Origin of the sequence: Streptococcus oralis (genome assembly GCF_004127215.1) — a bacterium.
In the GTDB taxonomy this organism is placed as follows: Bacteria; Bacillota; Bacilli; order Lactobacillales; family Streptococcaceae; genus Streptococcus; species Streptococcus oralis_BD.
Window position 1 is genome coordinate 68,797 of sequence record NZ_QEWJ01000008.1, and the last position, 25,872, is coordinate 94,668.

23 protein-coding genes and 3 pseudogenes are annotated in these 25,872 nt (G+C 40.2%); 15 read left to right on the forward strand and 11 right to left on the reverse strand.

Annotation, left to right across the window (positions count from 1 at the left end):
* Positions 1–117: 117 nt before the first annotated feature.
* Both DF216_RS07200 and DF216_RS07205 read right to left on the reverse strand, forming a co-directional pair.
* Positions 118–996 carry a LysR family transcriptional regulator gene (locus tag DF216_RS07200; RefSeq protein ID WP_129326406.1) on the reverse strand — a complete coding sequence of 293 codons (879 nt, stop codon included), beginning with the start codon at positions 994–996 and terminating at the stop codon, positions 118–120.
* Between the two features lie 127 nt (positions 997–1,123).
* The gene (locus tag DF216_RS07205; RefSeq protein ID WP_061454406.1) at positions 1,124–1,474 is read right to left on the reverse strand and encodes a helix-turn-helix domain-containing protein; all 351 of its coding nucleotides are present in this window, start codon (positions 1,472–1,474) and stop codon (positions 1,124–1,126) included.
* Between the two features lie 302 nt (positions 1,475–1,776).
* On the opposite strand from DF216_RS07205, the gene DF216_RS07210 reads away from it, so the two are divergent.
* From DF216_RS07210 to DF216_RS07230, 4 genes are all read left to right on the forward strand, one after another.
* Positions 1,777–3,402 carry a malolactic enzyme gene (locus DF216_RS07210; protein WP_129326407.1) on the forward strand — a complete coding sequence of 542 codons (1,626 nt, stop codon included), beginning with the start codon at positions 1,777–1,779 and terminating at the stop codon, positions 3,400–3,402.
* An 82-nt stretch (positions 3,403–3,484) separates the two neighbouring features.
* A complete protein-coding gene (locus DF216_RS07215; RefSeq protein ID WP_164979019.1) occupies positions 3,485–4,432 on the forward strand; it encodes an AEC family transporter in 948 nt (315 codons plus the stop codon).
* Positions 4,433–4,843: 411 nt separating this feature from the next.
* Entirely contained in the window at positions 4,844–5,797 is a 954-nt protein-coding gene (locus tag DF216_RS07225) for a hypothetical protein (protein ID WP_129326408.1), read from the forward strand.
* A 147-nt stretch (positions 5,798–5,944) separates the two neighbouring features.
* Positions 5,945–6,457: a GNAT family N-acetyltransferase gene (locus tag DF216_RS07230; protein WP_129326422.1), complete on the forward strand. Its 513-nt coding sequence runs from the start codon at positions 5,945–5,947 to the stop codon at positions 6,455–6,457.
* A gap of 136 nt (positions 6,458–6,593) precedes the next feature.
* Here the strand turns inward: DF216_RS07230 and DF216_RS07235 are convergent.
* Positions 6,594–7,075: pseudogene (locus DF216_RS07235) on the reverse strand (hypothetical protein); the annotation flags it as partial.
* 85 nt (positions 7,076–7,160) lie between these two features.
* On the opposite strand from DF216_RS07235, the gene DF216_RS07240 reads away from it, so the two are divergent.
* From DF216_RS07240 to DF216_RS07260, 5 genes are all read left to right on the forward strand, one after another.
* On the forward strand, positions 7,161–7,319 hold the full coding sequence (locus tag DF216_RS07240; RefSeq protein WP_240659322.1) for an RHS repeat protein: 159 nt from the start codon (positions 7,161–7,163) through the stop codon (positions 7,317–7,319).
* 122 nt (positions 7,320–7,441) lie between these two features.
* On the forward strand, positions 7,442–7,636 hold the full coding sequence (locus tag DF216_RS07245; protein ID WP_001082470.1) for a helix-turn-helix transcriptional regulator: 195 nt from the start codon (positions 7,442–7,444) through the stop codon (positions 7,634–7,636).
* A gap of 18 nt (positions 7,637–7,654) precedes the next feature.
* On the forward strand, positions 7,655–8,197 hold the full coding sequence (locus DF216_RS07250; RefSeq protein ID WP_129326409.1) for a DUF3278 domain-containing protein: 543 nt from the start codon (positions 7,655–7,657) through the stop codon (positions 8,195–8,197).
* A 10-nt stretch (positions 8,198–8,207) separates the two neighbouring features.
* Positions 8,208–8,540, forward strand: coding sequence for a hypothetical protein (locus tag DF216_RS10965; RefSeq protein ID WP_061454399.1), 333 nt, complete (start codon positions 8,208–8,210; stop codon positions 8,538–8,540).
* A gap of 20 nt (positions 8,541–8,560) precedes the next feature.
* Complete coding sequence (locus DF216_RS07260; protein ID WP_061454398.1) at positions 8,561–9,100, forward strand: DUF3278 domain-containing protein; 540 nt, start codon at positions 8,561–8,563, stop codon at positions 9,098–9,100.
* 113 nt (positions 9,101–9,213) lie between these two features.
* Here the strand turns inward: DF216_RS07260 and DF216_RS07265 are convergent, their stop codons facing one another.
* From DF216_RS07265 to DF216_RS07285, 5 genes are read right to left on the reverse strand one after another with little or no spacing between them, the layout of a single operon-like run.
* On the reverse strand, positions 9,214–9,822 hold the full coding sequence (locus tag DF216_RS07265; RefSeq protein WP_129326410.1) for a TipC family immunity protein: 609 nt from the start codon (positions 9,820–9,822) through the stop codon (positions 9,214–9,216).
* Positions 9,823–9,826: 4 nt separating this feature from the next.
* On the reverse strand, positions 9,827–10,441 hold the full coding sequence (locus tag DF216_RS07270; protein WP_129326411.1) for a TipC family immunity protein: 615 nt from the start codon (positions 10,439–10,441) through the stop codon (positions 9,827–9,829).
* A 10-nt stretch (positions 10,442–10,451) separates the two neighbouring features.
* The gene (locus DF216_RS07275; protein ID WP_129326412.1) at positions 10,452–12,077 is read right to left on the reverse strand and encodes a T7SS effector LXG polymorphic toxin; all 1,626 of its coding nucleotides are present in this window, start codon (positions 12,075–12,077) and stop codon (positions 10,452–10,454) included.
* Entirely contained in the window at positions 12,067–12,426 is a 360-nt protein-coding gene (locus DF216_RS07280; protein ID WP_129326413.1) for a DUF3958 family protein, read from the reverse strand. Before DF216_RS07280 ends, DF216_RS07275 begins: the two co-directional genes overlap by 11 nt.
* Positions 12,423–12,701 carry a TIGR04197 family type VII secretion effector gene (locus DF216_RS07285; RefSeq protein ID WP_129326414.1) on the reverse strand — a complete coding sequence of 93 codons (279 nt, stop codon included), beginning with the start codon at positions 12,699–12,701 and terminating at the stop codon, positions 12,423–12,425. The genes DF216_RS07280 and DF216_RS07285 overlap by 4 nt, the downstream gene beginning before the upstream one ends.
* 200 nt (positions 12,702–12,901) lie before the next feature.
* Between DF216_RS07285 and DF216_RS07290 the strand changes: the two genes are divergently transcribed.
* Positions 12,902–13,378, forward strand: a complete 477-nt coding sequence (locus DF216_RS07290; RefSeq protein ID WP_061454395.1) for a glutathione peroxidase — start codon at positions 12,902–12,904, stop codon at positions 13,376–13,378.
* Positions 13,379–13,730: 352 nt separating this feature from the next.
* Positions 13,731–19,502: an alpha-L-fucosidase gene (locus DF216_RS07295; protein WP_129326415.1), complete on the forward strand. Its 5,772-nt coding sequence runs from the start codon at positions 13,731–13,733 to the stop codon at positions 19,500–19,502.
* 106 nt (positions 19,503–19,608) lie between these two features.
* On the opposite strand, the pseudogene DF216_RS07300 reads toward DF216_RS07295, so the two are convergent.
* A pseudogene (locus tag DF216_RS07300) lies at positions 19,609–20,286 on the reverse strand (transposase); the annotation flags it as partial.
* Positions 20,285–20,389, reverse strand: a pseudogene (locus tag DF216_RS11050) (helix-turn-helix domain-containing protein); the annotation flags it as partial. The pseudogenes DF216_RS11050 and DF216_RS07300, both read right to left, overlap by 2 nt.
* Before the next feature lie 314 nt (positions 20,390–20,703).
* Here DF216_RS11050 and rsmH point away from each other — a divergent pair.
* The 4 genes from rsmH to mraY are packed head-to-tail and all read left to right on the forward strand — an operon-like array spanning position 20,704 to position 25,223.
* Positions 20,704–21,654 (forward strand): 16S rRNA (cytosine(1402)-N(4))-methyltransferase RsmH, encoded by a 951-nt coding sequence (gene rsmH / locus DF216_RS07310; protein WP_129326416.1) that lies wholly within the window; start codon positions 20,704–20,706, stop codon positions 21,652–21,654.
* 10 nt (positions 21,655–21,664) lie between these two features.
* Positions 21,665–21,982, forward strand: coding sequence for a cell division protein FtsL (ftsL, locus tag DF216_RS07315; RefSeq protein WP_000840795.1), 318 nt, complete (start codon positions 21,665–21,667; stop codon positions 21,980–21,982).
* 3 nt (positions 21,983–21,985) lie between these two features.
* Positions 21,986–24,241, forward strand: a complete 2,256-nt coding sequence (pbp2x, locus tag DF216_RS07320) for a penicillin-binding protein PBP2X (RefSeq protein ID WP_129326417.1) — start codon at positions 21,986–21,988, stop codon at positions 24,239–24,241.
* A gap of 1 nt (position 24,242) precedes the next feature.
* On the forward strand, positions 24,243–25,223 hold the full coding sequence (gene mraY / locus DF216_RS07325) for a phospho-N-acetylmuramoyl-pentapeptide-transferase (protein WP_129326418.1): 981 nt from the start codon (positions 24,243–24,245) through the stop codon (positions 25,221–25,223).
* A gap of 332 nt (positions 25,224–25,555) precedes the next feature.
* Here mraY and DF216_RS07330 read toward each other — a convergent pair.
* Positions 25,556–25,872, reverse strand: a 317-nt coding sequence (locus DF216_RS07330; protein WP_129326419.1) for an HlyD family efflux transporter periplasmic adaptor subunit, incomplete at its 5' end; no start/stop codon positions are given.

A 25,872-nucleotide genomic window follows, 5' to 3' on the forward strand; every position in this document is an offset into this window, starting at 1 on the left:
AATGGTATCAGGTAAATGAAAAATTTGGCGATCATATCCTATTTCTTCGTGCTTTAGTCTAATACCTATAATGTAAAAAACTCTAGCTATCAGGTAGTTGATAGTTAGAGTTTTTTTCTATTCATATGATTTAATGAGATTAAATAAGGCTTCTACTTCTGATGACAGTGTAGCTGATTTGAGATAAGCGTAATAAACTGTAAATGTTATCTGGTCCTCCGGTATTAGAGGGATTTTTATTAAATCATCATCTTCATCAGAAAGTGCGATATCAGCCAGTAAACTAAGGCCAATCCCTTTCTTTAAAAGTTCTTTAATGATGACAATGTCGTCACTCTTGAAGAATATTTCTGCCTTGTTTTGATGCTTTTGATTAAGTAGTTCAAAAGCTTTCAGGTGAACAAAGTGTTCGTCTAAAAGTATAAAGGATTGATCTACTAAATCTTCAAAAGTGAGGGAAAGAGCAGTAGCAAGAGGATGGTTCTTAGATAAAACGACATATAGTTCTTTTTGAAAGAGTTCATGCGTCTCTAATGAAGGATGATTGAGTGGTTCAATCAAACCGAGTAGGCTTGCATCAAGGTCTCCCTTGAGGAGAAGGTTTAATAACTCTACGGAGCCACCGCGGATAGGGCGCACTTTTTTTAAAAAATCGAATTTATCTTTTTCCTTCAAGGCAGCAAAGAGATACTGAATGATAATAGGAGGGAATCCGACAGTAGAGTAATGTGCCAAGGAGCGATTAATTTCTTTGTGAGCAGAACTGACTTCAGGTAAGATTCGATCTGTATGCTTTAGAAGGATCCGTCCTTGAGTAGTTAGTTTGAAGGAGCGATGCGAGGAATCATGGTGAATCAATTTGCAATTAAAGGAGTCCTCTAAGCGCTTGATAGCATAAGAAATAGATGGTTGGCTGACTTTGTGTTGTTTTGCTACTTCTGTATAGGATTGAAGCTGGCAGAGGTCATAAAAATATTGTAGATCTTTTAAATTCATATGGGCTCACTTTCATTAGTTGGAGAAGGAAAATAAGTGGAAATCACCGGATAAATAATTTTTATCCGTATCCCACAATTTGACTATACGAGTATTCACCAGTTAAAATGTAAGTGAGTCAGGGATATCAGAGGTTATCTAAGATACTTTCGAAAATGCTTAACATCTTTTCTCGTTTTCCAACAGGGAGCTGTTTAACCTTCATGTTGATTCTTTTGAGTGAAAGATTGTCAGTCTTATCAGAGGTTGATTCAAGGCTATCAAAATTGAAAAATTCCTCTGGGGTCATCTCTAGGGCGTCAATCACTTTTTCAAGACTGTGAATGGTCAGATTCACGTTTTGGTTTTCGAGTTGGTTGATATACTTAAGCCCGAGTCCCGCTTGTTCCGAAAGTTCTTCCTGGCTCATTTTATTCTGTGTTCGAAAATATTTCACTTTTTGGGAAATATATTGTTGTAAATAGTTTTTAGTTGTCATATAAATAGAATACAAGTTTTGTATGACAAAAAACACCTTAAAAAATACAAAGTATTACATAACAAACTTATAGGATATTTATTTTAATTCGGATTGCCAATTTGTATGATTAGTTTCTTTTAGTCGAAACTTTGAGTAAAGAGTGATTCTCAATATTAGTATTTTAAGTATCAAAAGGCTTATTATAAATTTTCTCGTAGCTCCATTATAACATATGCGTACACAACTGTATTATATAAACAACAAAGTTTTGTAAACGGTTCATTTTAATGGTATACTATCAGTAAAAAGGAGGTTGCACTATGAATGCACATGATATTTTAAACAACCCTTTCCTCAATAAAGGTACTGCCTTTACCTTAGAGGAGCGAAAGGAACTAGGCCTTATTGGTTTACTGCCGCCTTATGTTCAAACAATTGAAGAGCAAGCAGCGCAAACCTATGCACAAATGCAAACAAAGGTCAATGACCTGGAAAAACGTTTGTTCTTAATGGAAATCTTTAACACAAACCGGACTCTTTTCTATTACCTCTTTTCTCAACATTTGGAAGAATTCAATCCAATTGTGTATGACCCAACCATTGCAGATACCATTGAAGGCTATAGTGATCTCTTTGTAGATCCACAATATGCGGGATATCTTGATATTAATCATCCTGAAAATATTGAAGCTACTTTGAAAAATGCTGCCGGGGATCGCGAGATTCGACTCATTGTTGTAACAGATGCAGAAGGAATTCTTGGAATTGGAGACTGGGGAACAAATGGTGTCGATATTTCTGTTGGGAAATTGATGGTCTATACGGGTGCTGCTGGAATCGATCCTTCTATGGTCCTTCCTTTAGTCATTGATGCAGGGACTAACCGTGAAGAGCTTCGTAACAATCCTAATTACTTAGGAAATCGTCACGAACGGGTCCGCGGAGATCGTTACTACGACTTCATTGACCAATTCGTTCAAACAGCAGAACATCTCTTTCCTAAACTCTACCTTCACTGGGAAGACTTCGGTCGCTTGAATGCTGCTAATATTCTAGAAAAATACCGGAAGCAAATTCCAACCTTTAATGATGATATTCAAGGTACAGGAATCGTTACCTTAGGTGGTATCTTTGGTTCACTAGATATTAGTGGTGAAAAATTAACAGATCAAGTTTATCTCTGCTATGGTGGTGGTACTGCGGGTGCAGGAATTGCCTCTCGTGTTCTTCGCGAAATGGTGAGTGAAGGTCTTTCTGAAGAAGAAGCCTATAAACGTTTCTTTATGGTTGATAAACAAGGTCTTCTCTTTGATGACATGGATGACCTAACTCCTGAACAAAAACCGTTTGCTAAGAAACGTGCTGACTTTAGCAACGCAGACAAGTTGACTGATCTGCTTGAAGTAGTGAAGACTGTGAAGCCAACCATTCTTGTAGGAACTTCAACTCAGCCAAATACCTTCACTAAAGAAATTGTAGAAGCTATGTGTGAAAACACAGAACGTCCAATGATTTTCCCATTATCAAATCCAACCAAGCTGGCCGAAGCAAGCGCTAAAGATTTGATCGAATGGTCAGATGGCAAAGCTTTTGTCGCAACAGGAATTCCTGCTGATACGGTTTCTTATAAGGGTGTCGACTATGTGATTGGTCAAGCCAATAATGCCTTGATTTACCCTGGTCTTGGTCTAGGTATGCTGGCTTCTGAAGCAAGTCTCCTGACAGATGAAATGATTGGAGCAGCGGCTCATTCATTGAGTGGTATTGTCAATCCAGGCCAACCAGGAGCTCCTGTATTGCCACCATTCAAGTATGTAGCAGATGTTTCTATTAAAGTTGCTGAAGCAGTCGCTAAAAAAGCGCAAGAACAAGGTCTTGCACGTGCTAAAGAAACTGATATGGCTAAAGCAGTTCGTGATTTGAAATGGTATCCAACCTATAAATAAGTAAATGGAAATGGGGTGTACGAGTGTGACTGGATGCTTCGTACACCTCCTAATATATGCTAGTCATATAGAAAGGGAGACTATGGATATCTTTTTAACTTCAATTCAGAGTATTGTACCTATTATCGTCATTATCATTTTAGGTTACTTCTTGCAAGTCCGTGGTTGGTTTCAAGAGAGTTTTGGAAATGATTTATCTAAACTCATTATGAATGTGGCCATGCCAGTGGCAATTTTTACCTCTGTTCTTAAATATTTAACTTTAGATAAATTGATTAGCCTATCTAGCGGTTTATTGTATACGTTTATCGCCTTCATTCTCGGTTACCTAATGGCCTTTATAGCGGTGAAACTTTTTGGAGTGCGCCCAGGCCGTCGAGGAACCATGATTAATACCTTTGTTAATGCCAATACCATTTTTATTGGTTTGCCTTTAAACATAGCTCTGTTTGGAAATCAAGCCCTTCCCTACTTCTTGGTGTATTATATTACAAATACGGTATCTACTTGGACATTAGGTGTCTATCTCATGACCTCGGATAGCAAAGAAGGGGCTTCAAAGCAAGCTCAAAAATTCAATTGGAAGAAGCTCTTCCCAGCACCTTTATTGGGATTTCTCGTAGCCCTCGTATTTTTAGTGCTCCGTCTTCCTGTCCCAAGTTTTGCGGAAAGTACTTTGACTTATATTGGTAGTTTAACAACGCCACTATCTCTTGTCTATATCGGTATTGTTCTTGCAAAGGCAGGCTTGAATACGATTGCTTTTGATAAAGATACAATTGTCACTTTGGTTGGACGCTTTATCCTAGCTCCTCTGATCATGCTTTTTGTATTGAAGTTCTTTGCCCCAAATATGGCAACAGCAGAATTTAAGACCTTTATGATTCAGTCTGCTACACCAGCTCTAGCAGTTCTTCCAATCCTTGCCAATCAAGGAAAAGGAGATGTTGAGTTTTCAACGAATGTGGTGACTCTAAGTACGGTTCTATTTATCGTTGTTATTCCAATATTACAAACTTTGTTAGGATAAGAAGGAAGAGAATAGGATTGAAAGTTCAGCGTTAAGAAATTCCCCTATTTAAAAAATATTGATTCAAATTTTATGAAATTAATCTGTAGATCTTGTTCTGAAAAGCCTTGATATTACACTATTTTTAGTCCAACTAAATTCAAACCAGGTCTTAAGAAAGCTCGTAAAGCATCACAATTTAGTAAACGTTAATTCGAGAGAATCACTATACTTACAAAGAGCACCTTTCGGGGTGTTCTTTTACTTTTCCCTTCTTCTCATGGTATCTCTCATGTGGTATAATGAGACAAGGATTGTTCCTCGTTTTAGACGAGTTTATGGAATTCAGGATAAGTAGTAGGTGAGAAGAGTATTTCTGTCAGTCTCCTATACACCTGTTAACAGCTATCCAAAATAAAAGGAGATTGTAGATTGGTTTTATTAGTATTAGGGATTTTGGTTTTGCTCATTCTAATTTTTAAAAGGAAAAAGAAAACTGGTAAAAAATCTGAAGGAAATTCCAAGAATAAAAATTGGATATTAATAGGATGCTTATCCATAGTTATCCCCATCGCAATCCTCACAGTGAGTAGTCCTATTCTTTCTCTAATGGATATGTGGGGGCTATTTGCTCATGTAAGTCGAACTGAGCTTGAGCAAGCTGTGCATCGTTCTTATCAAAACTATGGTTTAACAGGTCAATTTGAGTTAGAAAAATACGAGAAAAACTATACAAGCGTGGGAGGATTTATAATCCATGGTACCTATAGTGAAAATATAGCCGGAAAAACCTATGAGGTTAAAACTCGATTTAAATACTATACTCGTTTTTCGGAAAATAAAACATATGGAAAGACAGATGCAGAGGTTGATTACAAAAATGGTAAAAAAATTTATGATGTTTTCCCAGAATTAGCCTATTTAGGGATTGAGGTTAGTCCAGGCACCAGCGAATTTTTAAAAACACTGGACAGTTCAATCAAAGATCCTAAACTGCCTGATTTGAAGTATCAAGGTATTGGTTTTGAATTTAATAACCAATCTGATAATATCTATCTTTATAATGAAATATTAGAGGAAAATCAAAGCAAGGGCCAAGCTCTGCAAGGAATGTATCCAATGGATGCTCAATATCTTTTCCAAAAAGAGATTTTTATACCAACATTTGAATTTCAGTATTTCGTTCCGAAGGAAAAAAGAGATCTCTTGTATGATGACTATCTTAAAGAGCTTGAAGCGCTCATGAAGGAATTTTTTGCCAACCAACCCCTACCAAGAGGTCTTTATGCTGTAAAGATTGCTAAATATAAAGAGGATAAACTTGTCAATGATAGTGGTGTATACTATGTGAGGATTGAAAATCGTCAAGTTGTAAAGCTGTTGTAAAAATTAGAGTAGGAGTTGCTAGGGATAGGTCAGTCTAACAATATTTTTACTAAGAAGAGAAGGGGAAATTTATCAGCTTATCCAAGATTTTAGCTGGTATCAATATGAGAAAATTTGAGTGTGGATAATGAAGGGGGAGGCTTTGAAATGCTCAGTTTAGAGTTGTTGTCTGAAGCAAATAGTCTAGATGTATATGCTTTTGAAACAGAAAATCGAGAGTATTTTGAGCGAAATTTACCTCCTAGACCAGCTAACTATTTTGACTTAGAAGGTTTTAAAGAAATTACAAGGGAATTGTTAACGGAACAAAGGAATCGTGATGTCTACATGCATCTTATTAGAGATTCGCAAGGCGTTATGGTCGGGAGAATCAATTTAAGTGTCTTAGAGGGTGATCGAAAAACAGCAGAACTTGGGTATAGGATTGGGGAAAATGTCACCAATTTAGGCTATGCAAGCGAAGCAGTTAAGCTCGTTTTAGATAAGGCCTTCACGACTTATAGTTTCAATAGAATCATTGCAGGAACAGCAAGAGATAATCTAGCCTCTCAGAGAGTGCTTTTAAAAAATGGCTTCACCTTTAGTAGAATGATAGAAAATGACTTACACATTCATAATGAGTGGGTTCATACAGTAGTATTTGAGATAAGGAGAGCATAATATCATCAATTCCAGTCTATTGACAAGGTTAATAGAGTTATAATCTTTTCAGACATTCAAGAATGCTTTCTTGGATGTTTTTTTGATGTTTTTATACTAAAATGGTACAAATGTGGTCGCAAACCGACAGAGTCAGTCACCTCAAAACATTAATTAATACTGCTATATCAACGTTTACAGACACTTTATGGTTCACACCATTATTTAGGCAGCGATAAGCAATCTCTCCAACAGCCATTGGAATGTTGACGTCAGTCTTAGTTGTAATCATATCACTATGGGTCAACGCTTCAGAAATAGCTTCAATAGACGTTTCAGCTTGCTTGGGCAAGGCTGCTCCAGTATGTCGCAATTTATGAGGAGTTGCATGTGCAAGTGCTGGATGATGTTTTCTAATGCTTTTCATTTTATTGTTGAGGTAGTCAGAATGTAAATGTTTATTGAAGTTCCTTTTGTGTTGATGTATGTAAAATAAATTGTTATGGATTGATGATGATTCAAACTTTGCTAGTTCATATTTTTGCATTTATCTAAAGTTTGTACCAGCTAGATTTTCTGTTTACTTGTATTGATATGCTTCCATTGTAAAGCGTAACTTTTTGATTTTCTATCTCCTAACGAAGAAGGCGAGATCACAGGTGTTCGTCAGGGAGATGGTAGCCTGATCCAGTACGAGTATGATGCCTATGGCGATATCTCGAAGATGATTTACCCAGATGGCAGTACAGTTTCCTACACTTACGATAAACTGGATCGCCTGACTTCCGTGACAGATGTCAAGGGACAAAAGACCATCTATAGCTATAATCAAGCAGGGGATCTGACGGAGGATATTCGAGGAAATCTGACAAGTGCAAACTAGTCAGATAAAGCTAGAGACCTTCTCAAAAAAAATTCTCAAAAAATGTCATATATACTTGACATATCGCTCTTGAAAGAATATAATATAGTCAAATATATACGACATATCAGAAAGGAGACCATATGAACCGTGTTAAAGAATTCCGAAAGGAACTGGGTATTTCCCAACTTGAGCTCGCCAAAGATATCGGTGTCTCGAGACAGACCATCAACATGATTGAAAATGACAAGTACAATCCAACTCTGGAACTCTGTCTCAATCTCGCCCGCAGCCTCCAAACTGACCTCAACAGTCTCTTTTGGGAAGACGATTTTTAAAAAAAAAGGAGCTAACTCATGAAAAAAGAAACCTTCACTGAAAAACTGATCAAACGCACATACGGCATTTCCGGACCTCTTGACGAACACAAACGCCGGGAAGCTGATCGTATCGGTAACCAAGTCTTTATCATCCTCTTTTACCCGATGATACTTGTCAATTTCATCCCACTCGTCCTCGCCAATAAGTATCCAGAAATAGTTGCTTTCGGCTATCCTCTGGTGATATTTGCTATTTCTATGATATCCGCTTTCTATGTGCTTTCTCAAAGCAAGAAAACGGGTATCACAGCCATCGATTCTGATATGTTGAGCCAAAAAGAAAGCAAGCAACTACATTTACCTGGTCTTAAAGCGGGTTTGTTCTTTGGCCTATGGATGTTTTTTATAACTCCTCTTCTCCATATACTCATAGGTGAAGGTCAGGACTATTTTCATTCTCTTCTCACTATAAGAAATGGTGTATCAAGCATTCTCGGTTCTATCTTCTTCGGAGCGAGCACACAGTTCCTCATCTCCCGTCGTATTCGAAAAGCCAAGAAAGACCAGGACGACGATTAGGAGGAAACTTATGAAATCATTACAAAATTTACTGCTAACTCATATTTTAGTTGGCATTTTTATAACCTTTTTCTTAGTTCATGGCCATATTACACGTCCATTTCTGATAGTCTTCCTGTTAGCTCTTCCTGTGTTGAACAAGGGACAGAGATTTCAGAAAATCAAATCCAAAAAAATACGCCTTCTAAACGCATCTCTCTGCTTTATTCTCGTATGCTTACCACAACTCTTAACGAATTCTATGGATTGGAGATATCTCGTATTTCTAACCATTTGCATCATTTTTATTCTAATCTACTGCTATACTCTCTATCAACTCTTTAGAGAAGCCAATACAAAATAATGTTTTAAGAGATCACTCCCATGAAAAAAGAAGATTTCACCACTCGCTTACTCAAACTATTCTTTCACATACAAGGCCCCTTTGATGAATGCCGCCAAGAGATAATCTACAGAGCTTGTGCCCGAGCCTTGATTCAAATCGTTTACTCTTCCCTTCTACTCTTCTTGCTTTATCTTCTATTTGGACGCTTCATAGAGTTGGTTCGAGATGCTATGCCCTACCTCTATTTTGGACTCATCTTCATCCTCTCATCTAGGGTGAGACTAGCAGTTCGAGACTTACATTTGGACAAGGACGACCAGTCCGAGATTCATCACAAAAGCTACAGCAAAAGCCAAATCAAAGTTCGTAGTTGGGGTGTATTCCTCAGCATTCAGCTCGGTCTCTTCCTCTTACTAATCTTTCATAAACTCTTTGTTCAACATCTTCCCCTTGACACCTTTTGGGATAATCTCTCCCAGTTCGATAAAATGCTCCCTTTACTAGTGTTGAGTTTGGGAATTGGTGCCATCTTTGGAACCATGACCTACGCCTTTTTATCGGAACACGTTAAAAAATAGACCAAGATTCGCTAATTTCTCATTTCATAGGCAAAGAATCCCACCTAGCTCGTTCTAGGTGGGATTTCCTCTTCAATTCATAGGATATTTTCCAAAATATCTACTGACCCTCGTCACCAATTCTCCCACTGGGTTTCGACTTTCACATCGCCATAGTTACTTGGCGAGAACTTGCTGTCATAAATGGTACACCAGTCTTTTAAGACTTTCTGGTTGACGATTTCGTCGTAGTCTTTGTCTAAATCTTCTTTGGAAATATTATTTTTTCTTAAATATTCTCTTATTTTTTCTTCATCCTCTAGATATTGACCGGGTTTCCTTGGCTCTTCAAAAATTGCAAGCTCCTTTTTGAGTACTTTCTTTTTTATATTATAGTGTGCCGAATACCATAGGGTAATATCCGAATTAATTCTTTTTTCAAAACGTATCGTCATTCCTTTAATACCTTCTCCGAAATTAAAGCTAATACTTATGTCTTTATAACCTTCCGGAAGATTTTTATATTTCCCTGAAGGGGTGTATGCAAAATATTCTCCATCGTTAGGCCAATCGGGTCTGATTTTAAACCCATCTATGTTTCTTAAAATATTATTTGACCGATAGGTTTTCTCTGTCTCCTGGTAGATTTCATCAAAAATATTTTTAGGTTGATGGATAAAAAAGTAGAAACAGGATAATACAATTAGTACGAAAGACACTACTAGACCGAGGATTTTCTTCATGTTATCACCAATTCTCCCACTGGGTTTCGACTTTCACCTCACCATAATTGCTTGGAGAGTACTTGCTGTCATAAATGGTACACCAGTCTTTTAAGACTTTCTGATTGACGATTTCATCGTAGTAAGAATCTAAGTCCTTAGCTGTAATACCGTACTGCTCTAGGTATGATTTTACCTGAGCCTCGTCTTCGATATAAGTTTCCGTATCTGCTTTCTTTAAACCTATTTTTACAAATTTTTTTAAAACACGATCCTTACGAGAATAGTTATCCCATATTCTAACTCTAACATTTGGCCCAATTCGCTTTTCAAACGAGATTGAACTTAATTGTGTTTTTGTAGCAAAATTAAAACCAATTTCGATTTCAAAATAGTCTTCTGGGGTATTGTTTTTATTATAAGTTCCAAATGGATAATATTTAGAATACTCTCCATCACTTGGCCAATCCGGTCTGATTTCAAATCCATCTATATTTCTTAAAATATTATTTGACCGATAGGTTTTCTCCGTCTCCTGATATATCTCATCAAAAATATTTTTAGGTTGTTGGATAAAAAAGTAGAAACAAGATAATACAATTAGTACAAATAATGCTACTAGACCGAGTATTTTTTTCATCATCATCCTCCTAATCTGCCACAACTTCTAAACGATTTAAAAACTTGGACACACCTGGATATTTTCTTTCAATATATGCTTTAAGAGCACCCTCCCCATCTAGCTTAATATCCGTTGGTCGCAAACTATCATAAATAGTATCCCTGACTGTATTCCAATCCTTATTTTTCAAGAATTCTCTTTCTCTCTGAGAAGAGTCTTTTTGAAGGTCAGCATAGTAAGAAGATATAGCTTGGTCATAGGATTGCCCCTTCTGCATCCGGCCGATAAGGTTGACCGAGTCCAAATCCGCCTTGTAGTCATCCTCTCCGATACTTGGCTTCATATCATTTGCATTAAAGGTCGTGTCTCCTTCCCAGCCTGAAAGATCCTTGACACGCTCTCTACCGCCATAGAGATCGGATAACTGAACTTGATTAGGATTAAGGTGAGTCGCCATAGTGATGGACTGGTGGGTGAAGTCTGCATGGCCCGCTCCGTTGTTAGAGTAGGCCTTCAGTTTGCTATCCCAAAATTGGTCAAAGTTACCAGAAGTACCATAAACTTTTTCATATTTAGTCTTGGCACTGTTATATTCAAATCTTTTTTCTTTTAACTTTGTTATATTAGCAACTTCACCACCCGCCATCTCATGCTGCAATCTAAGATTATAATACAGTTCTTTGGCCTTTTCTTCTTTTAACCCCAATTCTTGAAAGATTTCAAGAACTGGTTTCAACGTTCTCCATTTTTGGCCTGTCTGCGGATCACTCACAAATTCGTAATAAAAATATTGCCACAATCCACCTGCCGTTTCATTCCACTCAAACCCATCATAGTAGGCCGCACCGACAACTCGTAAAAAGATATAGTCACGGAACTCTTGACTAGAGGTTGGGAACTTCTTGTCTATCCCCTGCTTGATGGTCAAGAGCTGTTGGGCGGTCTCGGCATCAAAGCCGTATTCTGCCATCATAGTCTGGACAAAGGCTTTCTCTTGACGGCTGAGCTTCAAATCCTTTGTATCAGAATAGGCAGTCAGGTAGTTGGCCCAAGTCAGGTCAGATGGGACTTTAAAGACCCCTGTCTTTGCATCCCAACTCGTTTCAATCTGGGCCAGTCCACGACTCAGTTGCACATCGATACTGTCTAGATCATCGAACAGTCCCCCTGAGTAGCTATCATAGGTTCGCAGGTCTCTCAAAATTGTTTCATAGATACGTTTATTAGCTTGGTGACCTCGTATGAGTTCCGTATTATTTCCCTTTTTTTCGCTATCCAGACTCAAGGCGGAGAAGGATTGATTGACTTCATATAAATAGGCAATCATTTGCTCTTCCTGGCGGATTCTATCAAGCAGATCATCCTCGCGCCAACTCTTGCTGTCGACCATCGTTTGGTAGTCTTCTGGTAGTTTCTTGATAGCTTGAGAGAAGGTCTCAGCATAGAGTTGTCCCCCTTTGCTCAGGGGCAGCAAAACACTTGCAAAAAAACTTCTAGCCGAATCATAAGCATCTCCCTTTAGACTCTCCGTATCCTCTGAAAATTTTTGAATAGCTGATTGCAAATCCCGATAGGCCTCCATCTGTGATTGGCACATGGTCGCTACACTCGAACTTTGTAGTTGTGATTGTTCCAAGTACATATCAATGCCCATGTCGTTTCTCCTCCTCTCTTTCTAGTTCTTTGCGTCTTTCATAGTAAACCTCATCCAAGTCTCCCTCTAACCGGAACTTTTCTTTTTTCAAATCATCCATGTGGTAGGTGAGATCCTCAAGGATTTGGTTTTTGAGTTGGTTTCTTTGCAGGAGCGTTTCTTCAAACTGTTCTGCGTATCGACTCTGATAGGCCGCCTCCCACAAATCACTTTGATAACGGTGGCTAGCTCTATCATATCCTTCAAAGATTTCTATCAGTTCTTTGGTGCGGTACTTCTCTTTTCCATTGTCTTCTAGCTGGTACAAAAGTTCTCGCTCTCTTTTCTTCAACTCATCCAACTTGCTCATGTATTACTCCTAAAACCATTTGCAGCAGCCTCATCTAGCGCCTCAAAATCACTCGCTACAGAGTGCAGTCGTTCTGAAGTTAGGGTTACAGCAGCCGAAATCTGACTAGCTAGATTTTGAGCCTTTGTCAGACATTGATGGGCCTTGTTATTTCCTTGAAGAGTCGTTAGGTCATCTTGACTAGCCACAGCGATAGTTGTTAAAGATTGACAAGCATTTCTCAGCTGACTCGCATACATTTGAGCAAGATTTAGATCACTTTTTACTGTTGTCATGACTGTTCTATCCTTTTTCTCAATCCCTAGTGTTAGGTTTACTTCATTTAGCTATATAGGCCTATTATACCATGCTTTATAAAAGGGTCATCATTTTATGCTGATTTATTAACAATTGTGTATTTTTCAACAACCTCTCCCATCCGACTCGACGAAAATAGTAAAAATTGTTACAATGTAGAAAAAGAAAAGAGGTCCTCATGACAAGTATATACGATTTTTCCGTATTAGACCAAGATAATCAGATGATTTCTCTGGATACCTATCGTGGTAACGTTCTCTTGGTTGTCAATACTGCTACGGGCTGTGGTTTAACCCCCCAGTATCAAGGATTACAGGAACTTTATGACCGCTATCACGATCAGGGCTTTGAAATCTTAGATTTCCCTTGCAATCAATTTATGGGGCAAGCTCCGGGTAGCGCAGAGGAAATCAACGCCTTCTGTAGTCTACATTATCAAACTACTTTTCCACGTTTTGCCAAGGTCAAGGTCAACGGCAAGGAAGCAGACCCTCTCTATGTATGGTTGAAAGATCAGAAATCTGGTCCTCTAGGAAAACGAATTGAATGGAATTTCGCTAAATTTCTCATTGGTCGAGATGGGCAAGTCCTTGAGCGCTTTTCCTCCAAAACAGCTCCCCAGAACCTCCAAGAGTCTATTGAAAATCTGCTCTAACCTCTTTTCAATCCGACCTTTCATTTCTAAAACCAAATGAAAGGTCGGATTTTTCTTTAAAAAGTAAATTATTTTCTTTAATTTCTGTTTATTTTTTTAGTTTTTACTCTTGCATTTTTTAAAATAATTTAGTATATTTTTTATATTAAGGATTTTGGCTATTTTAAGGGATAAAATGGCTTTTTAAATTTTTTATCTTAAAATGAAAGCGCTTTATACCGCGGGAGGTTGGATAGAGTAAATAAAAACTGAGATTATTTGTCTCTCGTTTGAGAGCAGAAGTAGATTGTTACCAAGTTCAACTTGGGCTCTGGCAGTAGCTGACTGCCTTGATAAAAACTAGGAGTATATTATGAATCGATACCTCTTTGAAAAAGGGCAAACTTTTAGCATTCGGAAACTGACCGTTGGAGTTGCCTCGGTCATGGTTGGACTAGCATTTTTTGCTTCAGGAACTGCTCTAGCTGATGAAAATCTTCCCGATGGAAAATCAAACCTTGAGAGTAAAATTGAGCAGGTTTCCAATCTAGAAGAAAACAAAGTTGAACCCGAGAAGAAAGAAAATCTCAACCAGCCAGCAGCACAGCAATTAGAAAAAGAAGAAGCTCCTACTGATACAAGTAAGGCTGATCTGCTCCCTGAAGAAATTCACGATCAAGCATATCCTGACACCGACGTCAAACCTCTTAAAACTTCAGCTACTGTCGAAAAGGCTGAAAGTCCTCAAGTTGAATCAAAAAGTATTTTGAAATCAACGGAAGAAGAAAACGCTCAAAAAGATAATCGTGCTATTATTAACGGTGGTTTGGACCTCAAGCATATTCAATACGAGGGGCAACCTGCAACTGCTGCCACTATGGTCTACAGCATTTATAATGGTGGAACTCAACGATACATCGTTTCTGGGTCTGGTATTTTTGTCGCGCCTAACGTTTTCTTGACAGTTGCTCATAACTTTTTAGATAAAGATGGGAACGTTCGTGGTGGAAACTCAGCACGTTTCTACTACAATCTAGGATCCAACGCTCCCGTTAAGAATTCTCAGCCAAATTCAGGAAATACCACACTCTTTCAAGAGAAAGATATCCACTTCTGGAATAAAGAAGAGTTTAGCAAGGGATATCAGAATGACTTGGCAGCAGTTGTAGCGCCTGTCCCTGTACAAATTGCAAGCCCAAATAAAGCAGCAACTTTTGTGCCACTCGCTGAGCATAAGACTTACAAAGCAGGGGATCCTGTCAGCACGATTGGCTATCCAACTGACTCTAGTTCGAAAGAACTCAAGCAACCTATCGTAGCTGGCCAACTCTATAAAGCTGACGGCAAGGTAAAATCCGTTGATCCTTATGATGACAAGGGAGCTACTGGCATCACTTACCAAACAACTTCTGTGTCTGGTTTGTCTGGTGGTGGACTTATCAATGGTGATGGAAAAGTCATCGGCGTACACCAACACGGAACTGTTGACAGCGGTGTCCCTGAGAAAGACCGCTTTGGTGGTGGACTTGTCCTCTCTCCTGAACAACTCAAATGGGTTAAAGAACTCATTGCAAAATATGGTGTCAAGGGCTGGTATCAAGGTGATAATGGCAAACGTTATTACTTTACACCCGAAGGTGAAATGCTTAGAAATAAGACAGCTGTCATCGGAGAAAATCAGTACTCCTTTGATGAGAGCGGTGTCGCTACTCTAGTCAAGGGAATTGATTACGGACGCGTCCTTATCCAGCACGTGGATGAAGCAGGCAATACAGTCAAAGAAAATGATACTTTCTTAGACAAAACAGAAGTGGGAACTGGCTTTGACTATGATTTCAAGAAAGCAATCACTCCAACCGAATTCTACAAGCAAAATCTAGAAAAATATCAAATTGTTTCTATCGATGGTGTAGCAATCAATCAACAACTAAAAGATGAGTGGAACCACAATGTCGTTAGCAAGACAGCTCCTGGAACCCGTGTCATCAAGGTAGTCTATAAAGTCAACAAAGGCTCTTTCAAAGTTTACTACCGTCAAAAAGGAACAACTTCTGAACTAGCTGAGGCGACAGTTGATAACAATGACGGTCAAGAGTACGATGTTTCCTTTGTCAACACCTTCCATGCAAAAGACATTGCTGGATACCGTCCAGTCAAGGCTAGTTTGGAAGCAACCATCCAGCATAAAGGTGTGAATGAAGTCGTCTTTGAATACGAACCAATCGCTGATACATCCAATCCAACGACTGCGACTCCTCCAGTTGCTCATCCAGAAGATAAAGAAACTGAGATTGGCAATCATGGACCTCTTCCAAGCAAGGCCCAACTCGATTACCACAAGGAAGAATTGGCGGCCTTCATTCACTACGGAATGAACACTTATACTAATTCCGAGTGGGGAAATGGAAAAGAAGACCCTCGATACTTCAATCCAACCAACTTGGATACTGACCAGTGGATTCGCACTCTGAAGGAAACGGGCTTCAAACGAACTATTATGGTGGTTAAACACCACGACGGTTTCGTTGCTTACCCATCTAAGTACACCAACCATACCGTAGCTGCTAGCCCATGGAAAGATGGAAAGGGTGACCTTCTCGAAGAAGTTTCCAAGTCTGCTAGCAAGTACGATATGAATATGGGTGTTTACTTGTCACCATGGGATGCCAACCATCCAAAATACCATGTTGCAACCGAAAAAGAATACAACCAATACTATCTCAACCAACTGAAAGAAATCCTTGGAAATTCGAAATACGGAAATAAAGGCAAATTCATCGAAGTTTGGATGGACGGTGCGCGTGGTAGCGGTGCCCAAAAAGTAACCTACACTTTTGATGAATGGTTCAAATACATCAAAGAAGCTGAAGGAGATATCGCCATCTTCTCTGCTCAACCGACAAGCGTTCGCTGGATCGGAAATGAACGTGGTATCGCAGGTGACCCTGTCTGGCATAAAGTCAAAAAGGCCAATATCACAGACGATGTGAAAAACGAATACCTCAACCACGGTGACCCAGATGGTGATATGTACTCTGTAGGGGAAGCCGACGTTTCGATCCGTTCTGGCTGGTTCTACCATGACAATCAACAGCCGAAATCACTCAAAGAGCTGATGGACATCTACTTCAAGTCTGTTGGTCGTGGAACCCCACTCCTTCTCAATATTCCACCAAATAAAGAAGGGAAATTTGCAGATGCGGATGTGGCTCGCTTGAAGGAGTTCAAGGCAACTCTAGACCAAATGTATGCGACTGACTTTGCCAAAGGTGCCACTGTAACAGCAAGTTCTACTCGTCAGAACCACCTCTACAAAGAAAGTCACCTGACTGATGGTAAAGATGATACGAGCTGGGCGCTCTCAAATGATGCTACAACTGGTAGTTTCACAGTCGATTTAGGGCAAAAGAGACGTTTTGACGTTGTCGAACTCAAAGAAGACATCGCCAAAGGTCAACGTATCTCTGGTTTCAAGATTGAAGTTGAAATCAACGGACGCTGGGTGACTTACGGGGAAGGTTCAACGGTTGGTTACCGTCGCTTGATTCAAGGCAAGCCTGTAGAGGCACAAAAAATTCGTGTGACCATCACAGGAGCACAAGCTACACCAATCTTGAACAACTTCTCTGTCTACAAAACGCCAAGTAGTATCGAAAAGACAGACGGCTACCCACTTGGACTTGAATACCACTCAAATACAACAGCGGATACAGCCGGTACAACTTGGTACCATGAATCTGAAGGTGTTCGTGGCACTTCTATGTGGACCAATCAAAAAGACGCCAAAGTAAGCTATACCTTCACAGGAACCAAGGCCTATGTCGTCTCTACAGTCGACCCAGGTCATGGAGAAATGTCCGTCTACGTTGATGGCCAAAAAGTTGCGGATGTGCAAACTAAGAATGCTAGCCGTAAACGTAGTCAAAAAGTCTTTGAAACAGGCGATTTAGCACCTGGCCAACACACTATTACCCTCGTGAACAAAACAGGTGAACCAATTGCTACAGAAGGGATTTACACCCTAAACAATGATAGCAAAGGGATGTTTGAACTCGAGTCTACTAACTACGAAGTCGAAAAAGGAAAGCCAGTCACTGTTAAAATTAGACGTGTTGGTGGAAGCAAGGGAACTGCTACTGTTCGATTCATTACGGAACCTGGAACTGGAGTTCACGGTAAGGTTTACCAAGATACAACTCAAGATGTGACTTTTGAAGATGGAGAAACAGAAAAGACTGTTACCATCCCAACGATTGACTTTACAGAACAAGCCGACTCTGTCTTTGACTTCAAAGCCAAGCTCACTTCTGTTTCTGATGGTGCCTTGCTCGGTTTTGCTACCGATGCAACGATTCAGGTGATGAAGGCTGAATTGCTAATTAAGGATCAAACAAGTTATGATGACCAAGCTAGTCAGTTGGATTACAGTCCTGGCTGGAACCACGAAACCAATTCCGCAGACAAATACCAAAAGACGGAGTCTTGGGCTTCCTTTGGTCGCTTAACTGACGAGCAAAAGAAAAAGACAACTGTAACAGCTTACTTCTACGGTACTGGACTTGACATCAAGGGATTTGTAGATCCAGGTCACGGTATCTACAAGGTCTTCTTAGATGGTAAAGAAGTTCCTTACCAAGATGGCATGGGAAATTCTTCGACTATTGATGGCAAGAAATACTTTAGCGGTCACGCTGCCCAACGCCAAGGCAATCAAACTCTGGTTAGCCTAAAAGGTCTTGATGAAAACTTGCACGCAGTCACCCTTCAACTAGATCCTGATCGAAACGATTTGTCTCGAAACATCGGTATTCAGGTGGATCAATTCATCACTCGTGGTGAAGGAAGCGAACTCTACAGCAAAGAAGAGCTTCTCCAATCCATCACTAAATGGAAGGACGATTTGGCTAACTTTGACCCAACAGGATTGAAAAATACACCTGCTGCACGCCAAGCTTTCCAAGCAAATCTAGACAAATTGAGAAACCAACTCAGCGCTGAAACTGTAGATGCTCAGGATGTTATGTTGACAGTAAGTACTTTGCAAGATATTCTCAGCAAGGACGAAAACTACCAAAAACCTGGCGAAGAACCTAGTCCAGAACAGCCTGCTGAACTGAAACAGCCGGAAATCGAATACAATAAGGCCATGGCTAGCTTGACAGAAGCCATCGAGAAAAAAGTCGGTGAGCTTGGAACTAACAATGAAGCTAAGAAGAAATTAATTGAACTTGCAAACCAAGCAATCGCTGCAATTCAAGAGGCCAAGACTCAAGAAGAAGTTAATAAAGCGCTAGAATCCGCTCTTGAACAAATTAACAAGCTTGAAGCAGCTAAGCCTGAGAAACCAGCTGAACCAGAGAAACCAGCTGAACCAGAGAAACCAGCTGAACCAGAGAAACCGGCTGAACCAGAGAAACCAGCTGAGCCTGAGAAACCAGCTGAGCCTGAGAAACCAGCTGAGCCTGAGAAACCAGCTGAACCTGAGAAACCAGCTGAACCTGAGAAACCAGCTGAACCTGAAAAACCAGCTGAACCTGAGAAACCAGCTGAACCAGAGAAACCAGCTGAACCAGAGAAACCAGCTGAACCAGAGAAACCAGCTGAACCAGAGAAACCAGCTGAGCCTGAGAAACCAGCTGAACCTGAGAAACCAGCTGAACCTGAAAAACCAGCTGAACCAGAGAAACCAGCTGAACCGGAGAAACCAGCTGAGCCAGAGAAACCAGCTGAACCTGAAAAACCAGCTGAACCTGAGAAACCAGCTGAACCGGAGAAACCAGCTCAACCTGAGAAACCAGCTGAACCTGAAAAACCAGCTGAACCAGAAAAACCAGCTGAACCAGAAAAACCAGCTGAACCGGAGAAACCAGCTGACCCTGAAAAACCAGCTGAGCCTGAGAAACCAGCTCAACCGGAGAAACCAGCTCAACCTGAAAAACCAGCTCAACCTGAAAAACCAGCTCCAGTAGTAACAGATAATTCACCAACAAAAGATGAGAAAGCTCCTGTTGCAAGAAACAGTAAACAAGAAAAGGAAAACCAACTCCCAGAAACTGGGGAACAAGAAGGAAACACCTTCCTCTTCTTGGCAGCAATTACTTCGGTCTTGTCTCTCATCATCTTCAAAAAGAATTTTAAAGACTAAAAAAATCTTTGATTGATTCTTTTCTATCATTCTAGTTCCCCCGTAGAGAAGACCATCTGGTCTTCTCTTTTTAGGCTCTTTGTCAACTGTAGTAGATTGAAGTCAGCTAACACCTGGGGAGGACGATTGCTGTCTTCTCCATTTTTATATTCAGAGCAATGAAAATTCGTTTCTTAAAGTTGTCAAAGTTAGGGAAACCAAGGCATTGTGTTTGATGAGTTTAATGAGATTATTGGTTGCTTCCAATTTGGCGTTGGAATAGGGTAATTGAAGGGCGTTGATAATCTTGTCTTTATTCTTAAGGAGGGTTTTAAAGATAGTTTGAAATAGAGGATAAACCTGCTTGAGATTATCTTCAATGATTCCGAAAAAATTCTCAGAATCCTTGTTTTGAAAGTAAAAAAGCAAGAGCTGATAGAGAACATAATGTTTCTTCAAGTCTTCTGAGTAGCTCAAGAGTTTGCCTAAGATTTCTTTATTGGTCAAGTGTATGTAAAAAGTAGAAGTATAAAATCGCTTAGCTTCCGACTATCTTATGGGATGAGCTTCCAGTAGCGCTTGATAACCTTGTATTCGTGAGATTTTCGGTTAAATTGATTCATAATTTGCACACGAACTCGACTCGTGGCATGGCTTAAGTGTTGGACAATGAGAAAGCAATCAAGAACGATTTTAGCGTTTGGGAGTGATACAGTCTGAACCTAGAAATTCGAAAGCGAAGTTGTCTAGCAAAGTCATAGTAAGGACTGAATAGAACCATTGTAATGATTTTCACCCAACAGCGGATGATGATGAAGTAACTTAGCAATTTGAGAAAAATTTAGGCCTTGCATATGGTAAATGAGAATACTTTCACGCTCATCTAGGGTAAAATGATGGGAGCTCATAAGATTTCCTTTCGTAACTAGTTCGTTCAATTCTATTTTACTAGAAAATCTTATGAGTTTTTATTGTGCACTGAATATTGTATATTCAAGGGACAAAGTGTACTGGACTTGGGAGGTTAAGTTGAAATAATTCTATTCACTGCAGAAGTTTTTGTCTTACTTCATATACTGCCTCTCTGTAGTAGTCGAAAAAATCGGCTAGAGCGCCATTTTGCTGATAAAAATGTTGAAGTTTCTGTATGAATTTATAGAAAATAGGGCAGAACTATCTGACAAGTGCAAGCTGGTCAGATTTGTGGTAAAATAGATAAGATATGACAAAAGAATTTCATCATGTAACGGTCTTGCTTCATGAAACGATTGATATGCTTGACGTGAAACCTGACGGTATCTACGTTGATGCGACCTTGGGCGGAGCGGGCCATAGCGAATATTTATTAAGTAAATTGAGCGAAAAAGGGCATCTCTATGCCTTTGACCAGGACCAGAATGCCATTGACAATGCGCAAAAACGTTTGGCACCCTATATCGAAAAGGGGATGGTAACCTTTATCAAGGATAACTTCCGTCATTTGCAGGCACGTTTGCAGGAGGCTGGTGTCCAGGAAATTGATGGAATTTGTTATGACTTGGGAGTGTCCAGTCCTCAGCTAGATCAGCGTGAGCGTGGTTTTTCATATAAAAAAGATGCGCCACTGGATATGCGCATGAATCAGGAAGCTAGTCTGACGGCCTATGAGGTGGTCAATCATTATGACTATCATGACTTGGTTCGGATCTTTTTCAAGTATGGCGAAGATAAGTTTTCTAAACAGATTGCCCGCAAGATTGAGCAAGCGCGTGAAGTGAAACCAATCGAGACGACGACTGAGCTGACAGAGATTATCAAGTCTGCCAAGCCTGCCAAGGAGCTCAAGAAGAAGGGGCACCCTGCCAAGCAGATTTTTCAGGCTATCCGAATCGAAGTCAATGACGAGCTGGGAGCGGCAGATGAGTCCATCCAGCAGGCCATGGACATGCTGGCTCTGGATGGTAGAATCTCAGTCATTACTTTCCATTCTTTGGAAGACCGCTTGACCAAACAACTGTTCAAGGAAGCTTCAACAGTGGAAGTTCCGAAAGGCTTGCCCTTCATTCCAGACGATCTTAAGCCTAAGATGGAATTGGTATCCCGTAAGCCAATCTTGCCAAGTGCAGAAGAGCTAGAAGCCAACAACCGTTCGCATTCAGCCAAGTTGCGCGTGGCTAGAAAAATTCACAAGTAAGAGGAAAAACATGGCAGAAAGAATCGAAAAAACAAGCCAGTTATTGCAAACGAAGTTTAAAGGTTTTTCACGTGTGGAAAAGGCCTTCTATGTTTCGATTGCTGCAACAATGATTATCCTAGCAATTAGCGTTGTGTTTATGCAAACCAAGCTATTACAAGTTCAGAATGAATTGACCAAGGTCAATGCTCAAATCGAAGAAAAGAAAACAGAGCTTGACGATGCCAAGCAAGAGGTCAATGAATTAATTCGTTCAGAACGTTTGAAAGAAATTGCAAATTCTAAGGATTTGCAGCTGAATAACGAAAATATCCGAGCAGCGGAGTAAGATATGAGACAGTGGAAAGAAAAAATCATCCGTTATGCCGTTCGTAATCGCAAATCTCCAGAAGAAAACCGCCGAAGAGTAGGGAAAAGCCTGAGTTTATTGGCTGTCATACTCTTCGCTGTCTTTTTGGTTAACTTTGCGGTTATTATCGGAACGGGTAGTAAATTTGGTAAGGACTTGGTCCAAGAGGCCAAAAAGGTTCACCAAACAACCAAGACCATCCCAGCCAAACGGGGAACCATCTACGATCGAAATGGTGTTCCCATTGCTGAAGATGCGACTTCATATAATATCTATGCTGTTATTGACAAGTCCTACAAGTCAGCAACAGGTAAAATCCTCTATGTAGAGGATTCTCAATTTAATAAGGTGGCTGAAATTTTCCATAAATACCTAGATATGGAAGAGTCTTATGTCAAAGAGCAGCTTTCTCAGCCAGATTTAAAACAGGTATCCTTTGGTACTAAGGGAAATGGGATTACCTATGCTAATATGATGGCTATTAAAAATGACCTCAAAACTGCTGGTGTCGAGGGGGTTGACTTTACAACTAGCCCTAATCGCAGTTATCCCAATGGACAGTTTGCTTCTTCCTTTATTGGACTCGCACAACTCCATGAAAATGAGGATGGCACTAAACGCTTAATTGGGACATCAGGGATGGAAAGCTCCTTGAATAATATCCTTGCAGGGACTGATGGAATCATTACTTATGAAAAGGATCCCTTGGGAAATATTGTTCCAGGAACAGAACAAGCCTCGCAACAAACGGTAGATGGAAAAGATGTCTACACGACTATTTCCAGTCCTTTGCAGTCCTTTATGGAAACCCAGATGGATCTCTTCCAAGAAAAGGTAAAAGGCAAGTACATGACGGCTACCTTGGTTAGCGCCAAGACTGGGGAAATCCTCGCTACGACTCAAAGGCCGACCTTCAATGCAGATACCAAGGATGGCATTACAAAAGATTTTGTCTGGCGTGATATCCTTTATCAAAGCAACTATGAGCCAGGATCTACTATGAAGGTGATGATGTTGGCTTCAGCCATTGATAACAACACCTTCCCAGGAGGGGAATATTTCAATAGTAGTGAATTGAAAATAGCAGATGCGACCATTCGAGACTGGGATGTCAATGAAGGTTTGACTAGTGGTGGCACCATGACCTTCTCTCAAGGATTTGCCCACTCAAGTAATATCGGAATGACCTTGCTTGAGCAAAAGATGGGAGATGCAACCTGGCTGGACTACCTCAACCGTTTCAAATTTGGGGTACCGACCCGTTTTGGTTTGACAGATGAGTACACAGGTCAATTACCTGCTGATAACATTGTCAATATTGCCATGAGTTCATTTGGACAAGGGATATCTGTCACCCAAACCCAGATGCTTCGGGCCTTTACAGCTATTGCTAATGATGGGGTTATGTTGGAGCCGAAATTCATCAGTGCCCTCTATGATCCAAATGACCAGTCTGTCCGTAAGTCTCAAAAGGAAATCGTCGGAAATCCCGTCTCAAAAGCGGCAGCATCGTCAACGCGAGACCACATGGTCATGGTAGGTACAGACCCTGTTTATGGAACTATGTACAATCATAGTACAGGAAAAGCAACTGTCAATGTCCCAGGTCAGAATGTTGCCCTAAAATCAGGGACAGCGCAGATTGCAGATGAGAAAAATGGCGGCTATCTTACCGGTTCAACCAACTATATCTTCTCTGTTGTGTCGATGCATCCTGCAGAAAATCCTGACTTTATCCTCTATGTGACGGTGCAGCAACCAGAGCATTATTCGGGTATTCAACTTGGGGAGTTTGCCAATCCAATCCTTGAGCGAGCTTCTGCCATGAAAGAATCTCTCAATCTTCAGTCAACTGCCAAGAACTTGGATCAGATCAGCAAGACGACAAGCTATGCTATGCCTGCCATCAAGGACTTTACCCCAGGTGATCTAGCAGAAGAATTGCGCCGAAACCTTGTCCAACCAATCGTTATCGGAACAGGAACCAAGATCAAGGATCTCTCGGTTTCTGAAGGAGATAATTTGGAAGCCAATCAGCAGATCTTGATCCTGTCTGATAAGGTCGAAGAAATGCCTGATATGTATGGCTGGACAGATGAAAATGTGCAAATATTTGCCAAATGGCTGAATATAGAAGTCGAGTGGGAAGGTAGCGGTAAGACAGTCAAGAAACAAAGTGTCCGTGCCAACACAGCCCTCAAAGACATTAAAAAAATGAAAGTAACTTTAGGAGATTAAGATGATTAGTTCCATTAGTGCTGGAATTCTAGCCTTTCTATTGACCTTGCTTGGCATTCCAGCCTTTATCCGATTTTATCGAAAAGCGCAGATTACGGGTCAGCAGATGCACGAGGATGTCAAGCAACACCAAGCTAAAGCTGGGACTCCAACCATGGGAGGTCTTGTCTTCCTTATCGTTGCAGTAGTTGTGAGCTTTCTGGTCGCTCTCTTTAGCCAACAATTGACCAACAATGTAGGCATGATTTTGTTTATCTTGGTTTTGTATGGTTTGGTAGGTTTTTTGGATGATTTCCTCAAGGTCTTTCGTAAGATTAACGAAGGCTTGAATCCTAAGCAAAAGCTTGCTCTCCAGCTCCTTGGAGGAGTGATTTTCTACCTCTTTTATGAGCGTGGTGGCGATATGCTTTCAGTTTTTGGCTATCCTCTTCATTTGGGTATTTTCTATATTTTCTTTGCCCTCTTCTGGCTAGTTGGCTTTTCAAATGCGGTGAATCTGACTGACGGGATTGACGGCTTAGCGAGTATTTCAGTGGTGATTAGCTTGTCGGCCTATGGTGTGATTGCTTATATGCAAAATCAACTGGATATTCTTCTTGTGATTCTTGCCATGATTGGTGGTTTGCTAGGTTTCTTCGTCTTTAACCACAAACCTGCCAAGGTCTTCATGGGAGATGTGGGAAGTTTGGCTCTTGGTGGGATGCTAGCAGCTATTTCTATGGCTCTCCACCAAGAATGGACCCTTTTGTTGATTGGGATTATCTATGTCTTTGAGACAAGCTCTGTTATGATGCAGGTTACCTACTTCAAACTTAGTGGTGGGAAGCGTATCTTCCGTATGACGCCTGTCCATCACCATTTTGAGCTTGGAGGATTCTCAGGCAAGGGCAATCCTTGGAGCGAGTGGAAGGTTGACTTCTTCTTTTGGGGAGTTGGCCTTCTAGCAAGTCTCTTGACCTTAGCTTTTTTATACCTACTGTAAAAAATAGAGAGTGCTCTTGCATTGAGTAAAGTTTTCCATGATAAAACGCATAGTATCAAGGTTTTTGAATGCCTGATAGTATGCGTTTTTAATATTTCTAAAATAAAATCTCCCCTTATCTAGATATTCCAACATAAGTAACACTTGAAATTCAATCGTTTCAGATATTCAGGAACATCTTAGGGATTTGAGTTCAAAGTTTAAATATGGAAGTTCTTGGATTGTTGAAATGATAGATTTATTTTTCTCAAAGACCTAGTACTAACACACAAAAGGCTCCCTTGTTGCTAAGGGAGCCTTTCTGTATGTCCTAATGAAGCAGATAATTTTACCTAGTCTCTTCTTAAGAATTGATCTAAATAGTAATTGAAGTAGGTTTTGCGACCTGTAATCACGACCGCTCGCCCCTCAATACCATAACGCAATTTCTCAGCCTGTTCATCCGTTAAGCTCGTTTCAGCTTCTACTTTAAAGAAGTTGCCTTTTTCGGTCTTTGTCGCATTGCTGTCAATATTAGAAATGGTAGACGTGAGAACAAATTCCTTATTGTTTTCATCCAAGGCAGTGAAACGGATGGTCTCTCCCTGTTTAAGGCTAGAGACATCTTTTGAAGTCACATAAGTTGTGATGGTTACCTTCTTTTCTGTCG

Coding starts and splice junctions, on each gene's coding strand:
- DF216_RS07275 (WP_129326412.1), bottom strand. CDS start 12,077: ATGGGCATTGATATGTACTTGGAACAATCACAACTACAAAGTTCGAGT.
- mraY (WP_129326418.1), top strand. CDS start 24,243: ATGATTAGTTCCATTAGTGCTGGAATTCTAGCCTTTCTATTGACCTTG.
- DF216_RS07250 (WP_129326409.1), top strand. CDS start 7,655: ATGAAAAAAGAAACCTTCACTGAAAAACTGATCAAACGCACATACGGC.
- DF216_RS07295 (WP_129326415.1), top strand. CDS start 13,731: ATGAATCGATACCTCTTTGAAAAAGGGCAAACTTTTAGCATTCGGAAA.
- rsmH (WP_129326416.1), top strand. CDS start 20,704: ATGACAAAAGAATTTCATCATGTAACGGTCTTGCTTCATGAAACGATT.
- DF216_RS07245 (WP_001082470.1), top strand. CDS start 7,442: ATGAACCGTGTTAAAGAATTCCGAAAGGAACTGGGTATTTCCCAACTT.
- DF216_RS07265 (WP_129326410.1), bottom strand. CDS start 9,822: ATGAAGAAAATCCTCGGTCTAGTAGTGTCTTTCGTACTAATTGTATTA.
- ftsL (WP_000840795.1), top strand. CDS start 21,665: ATGGCAGAAAGAATCGAAAAAACAAGCCAGTTATTGCAAACGAAGTTT.
- DF216_RS07270 (WP_129326411.1), bottom strand. CDS start 10,441: ATGAAAAAAATACTCGGTCTAGTAGCATTATTTGTACTAATTGTATTA.
- DF216_RS07215 (WP_164979019.1), top strand. CDS start 3,485: ATGGATATCTTTTTAACTTCAATTCAGAGTATTGTACCTATTATCGTC.
- DF216_RS07230 (WP_129326422.1), top strand. CDS start 5,945: ATGCTCAGTTTAGAGTTGTTGTCTGAAGCAAATAGTCTAGATGTATAT.
- DF216_RS07205 (WP_061454406.1), bottom strand. CDS start 1,474: ATGACAACTAAAAACTATTTACAACAATATATTTCCCAAAAAGTGAAA.
- DF216_RS07280 (WP_129326413.1), bottom strand. CDS start 12,426: ATGAGCAAGTTGGATGAGTTGAAGAAAAGAGAGCGAGAACTTTTGTAC.
- DF216_RS07260 (WP_061454398.1), top strand. CDS start 8,561: ATGAAAAAAGAAGATTTCACCACTCGCTTACTCAAACTATTCTTTCAC.
- DF216_RS07285 (WP_129326414.1), bottom strand. CDS start 12,701: ATGACAACAGTAAAAAGTGATCTAAATCTTGCTCAAATGTATGCGAGT.
- DF216_RS07200 (WP_129326406.1), bottom strand. CDS start 996: ATGAATTTAAAAGATCTACAATATTTTTATGACCTCTGCCAGCTTCAA.
- pbp2x (WP_129326417.1), top strand. CDS start 21,986: ATGAGACAGTGGAAAGAAAAAATCATCCGTTATGCCGTTCGTAATCGC.
- DF216_RS07290 (WP_061454395.1), top strand. CDS start 12,902: ATGACAAGTATATACGATTTTTCCGTATTAGACCAAGATAATCAGATG.
- DF216_RS10965 (WP_061454399.1), top strand. CDS start 8,208: ATGAAATCATTACAAAATTTACTGCTAACTCATATTTTAGTTGGCATT.
- DF216_RS07210 (WP_129326407.1), top strand. CDS start 1,777: ATGAATGCACATGATATTTTAAACAACCCTTTCCTCAATAAAGGTACT.
- DF216_RS07240 (WP_240659322.1), top strand. CDS start 7,161: ATGATTTACCCAGATGGCAGTACAGTTTCCTACACTTACGATAAACTG.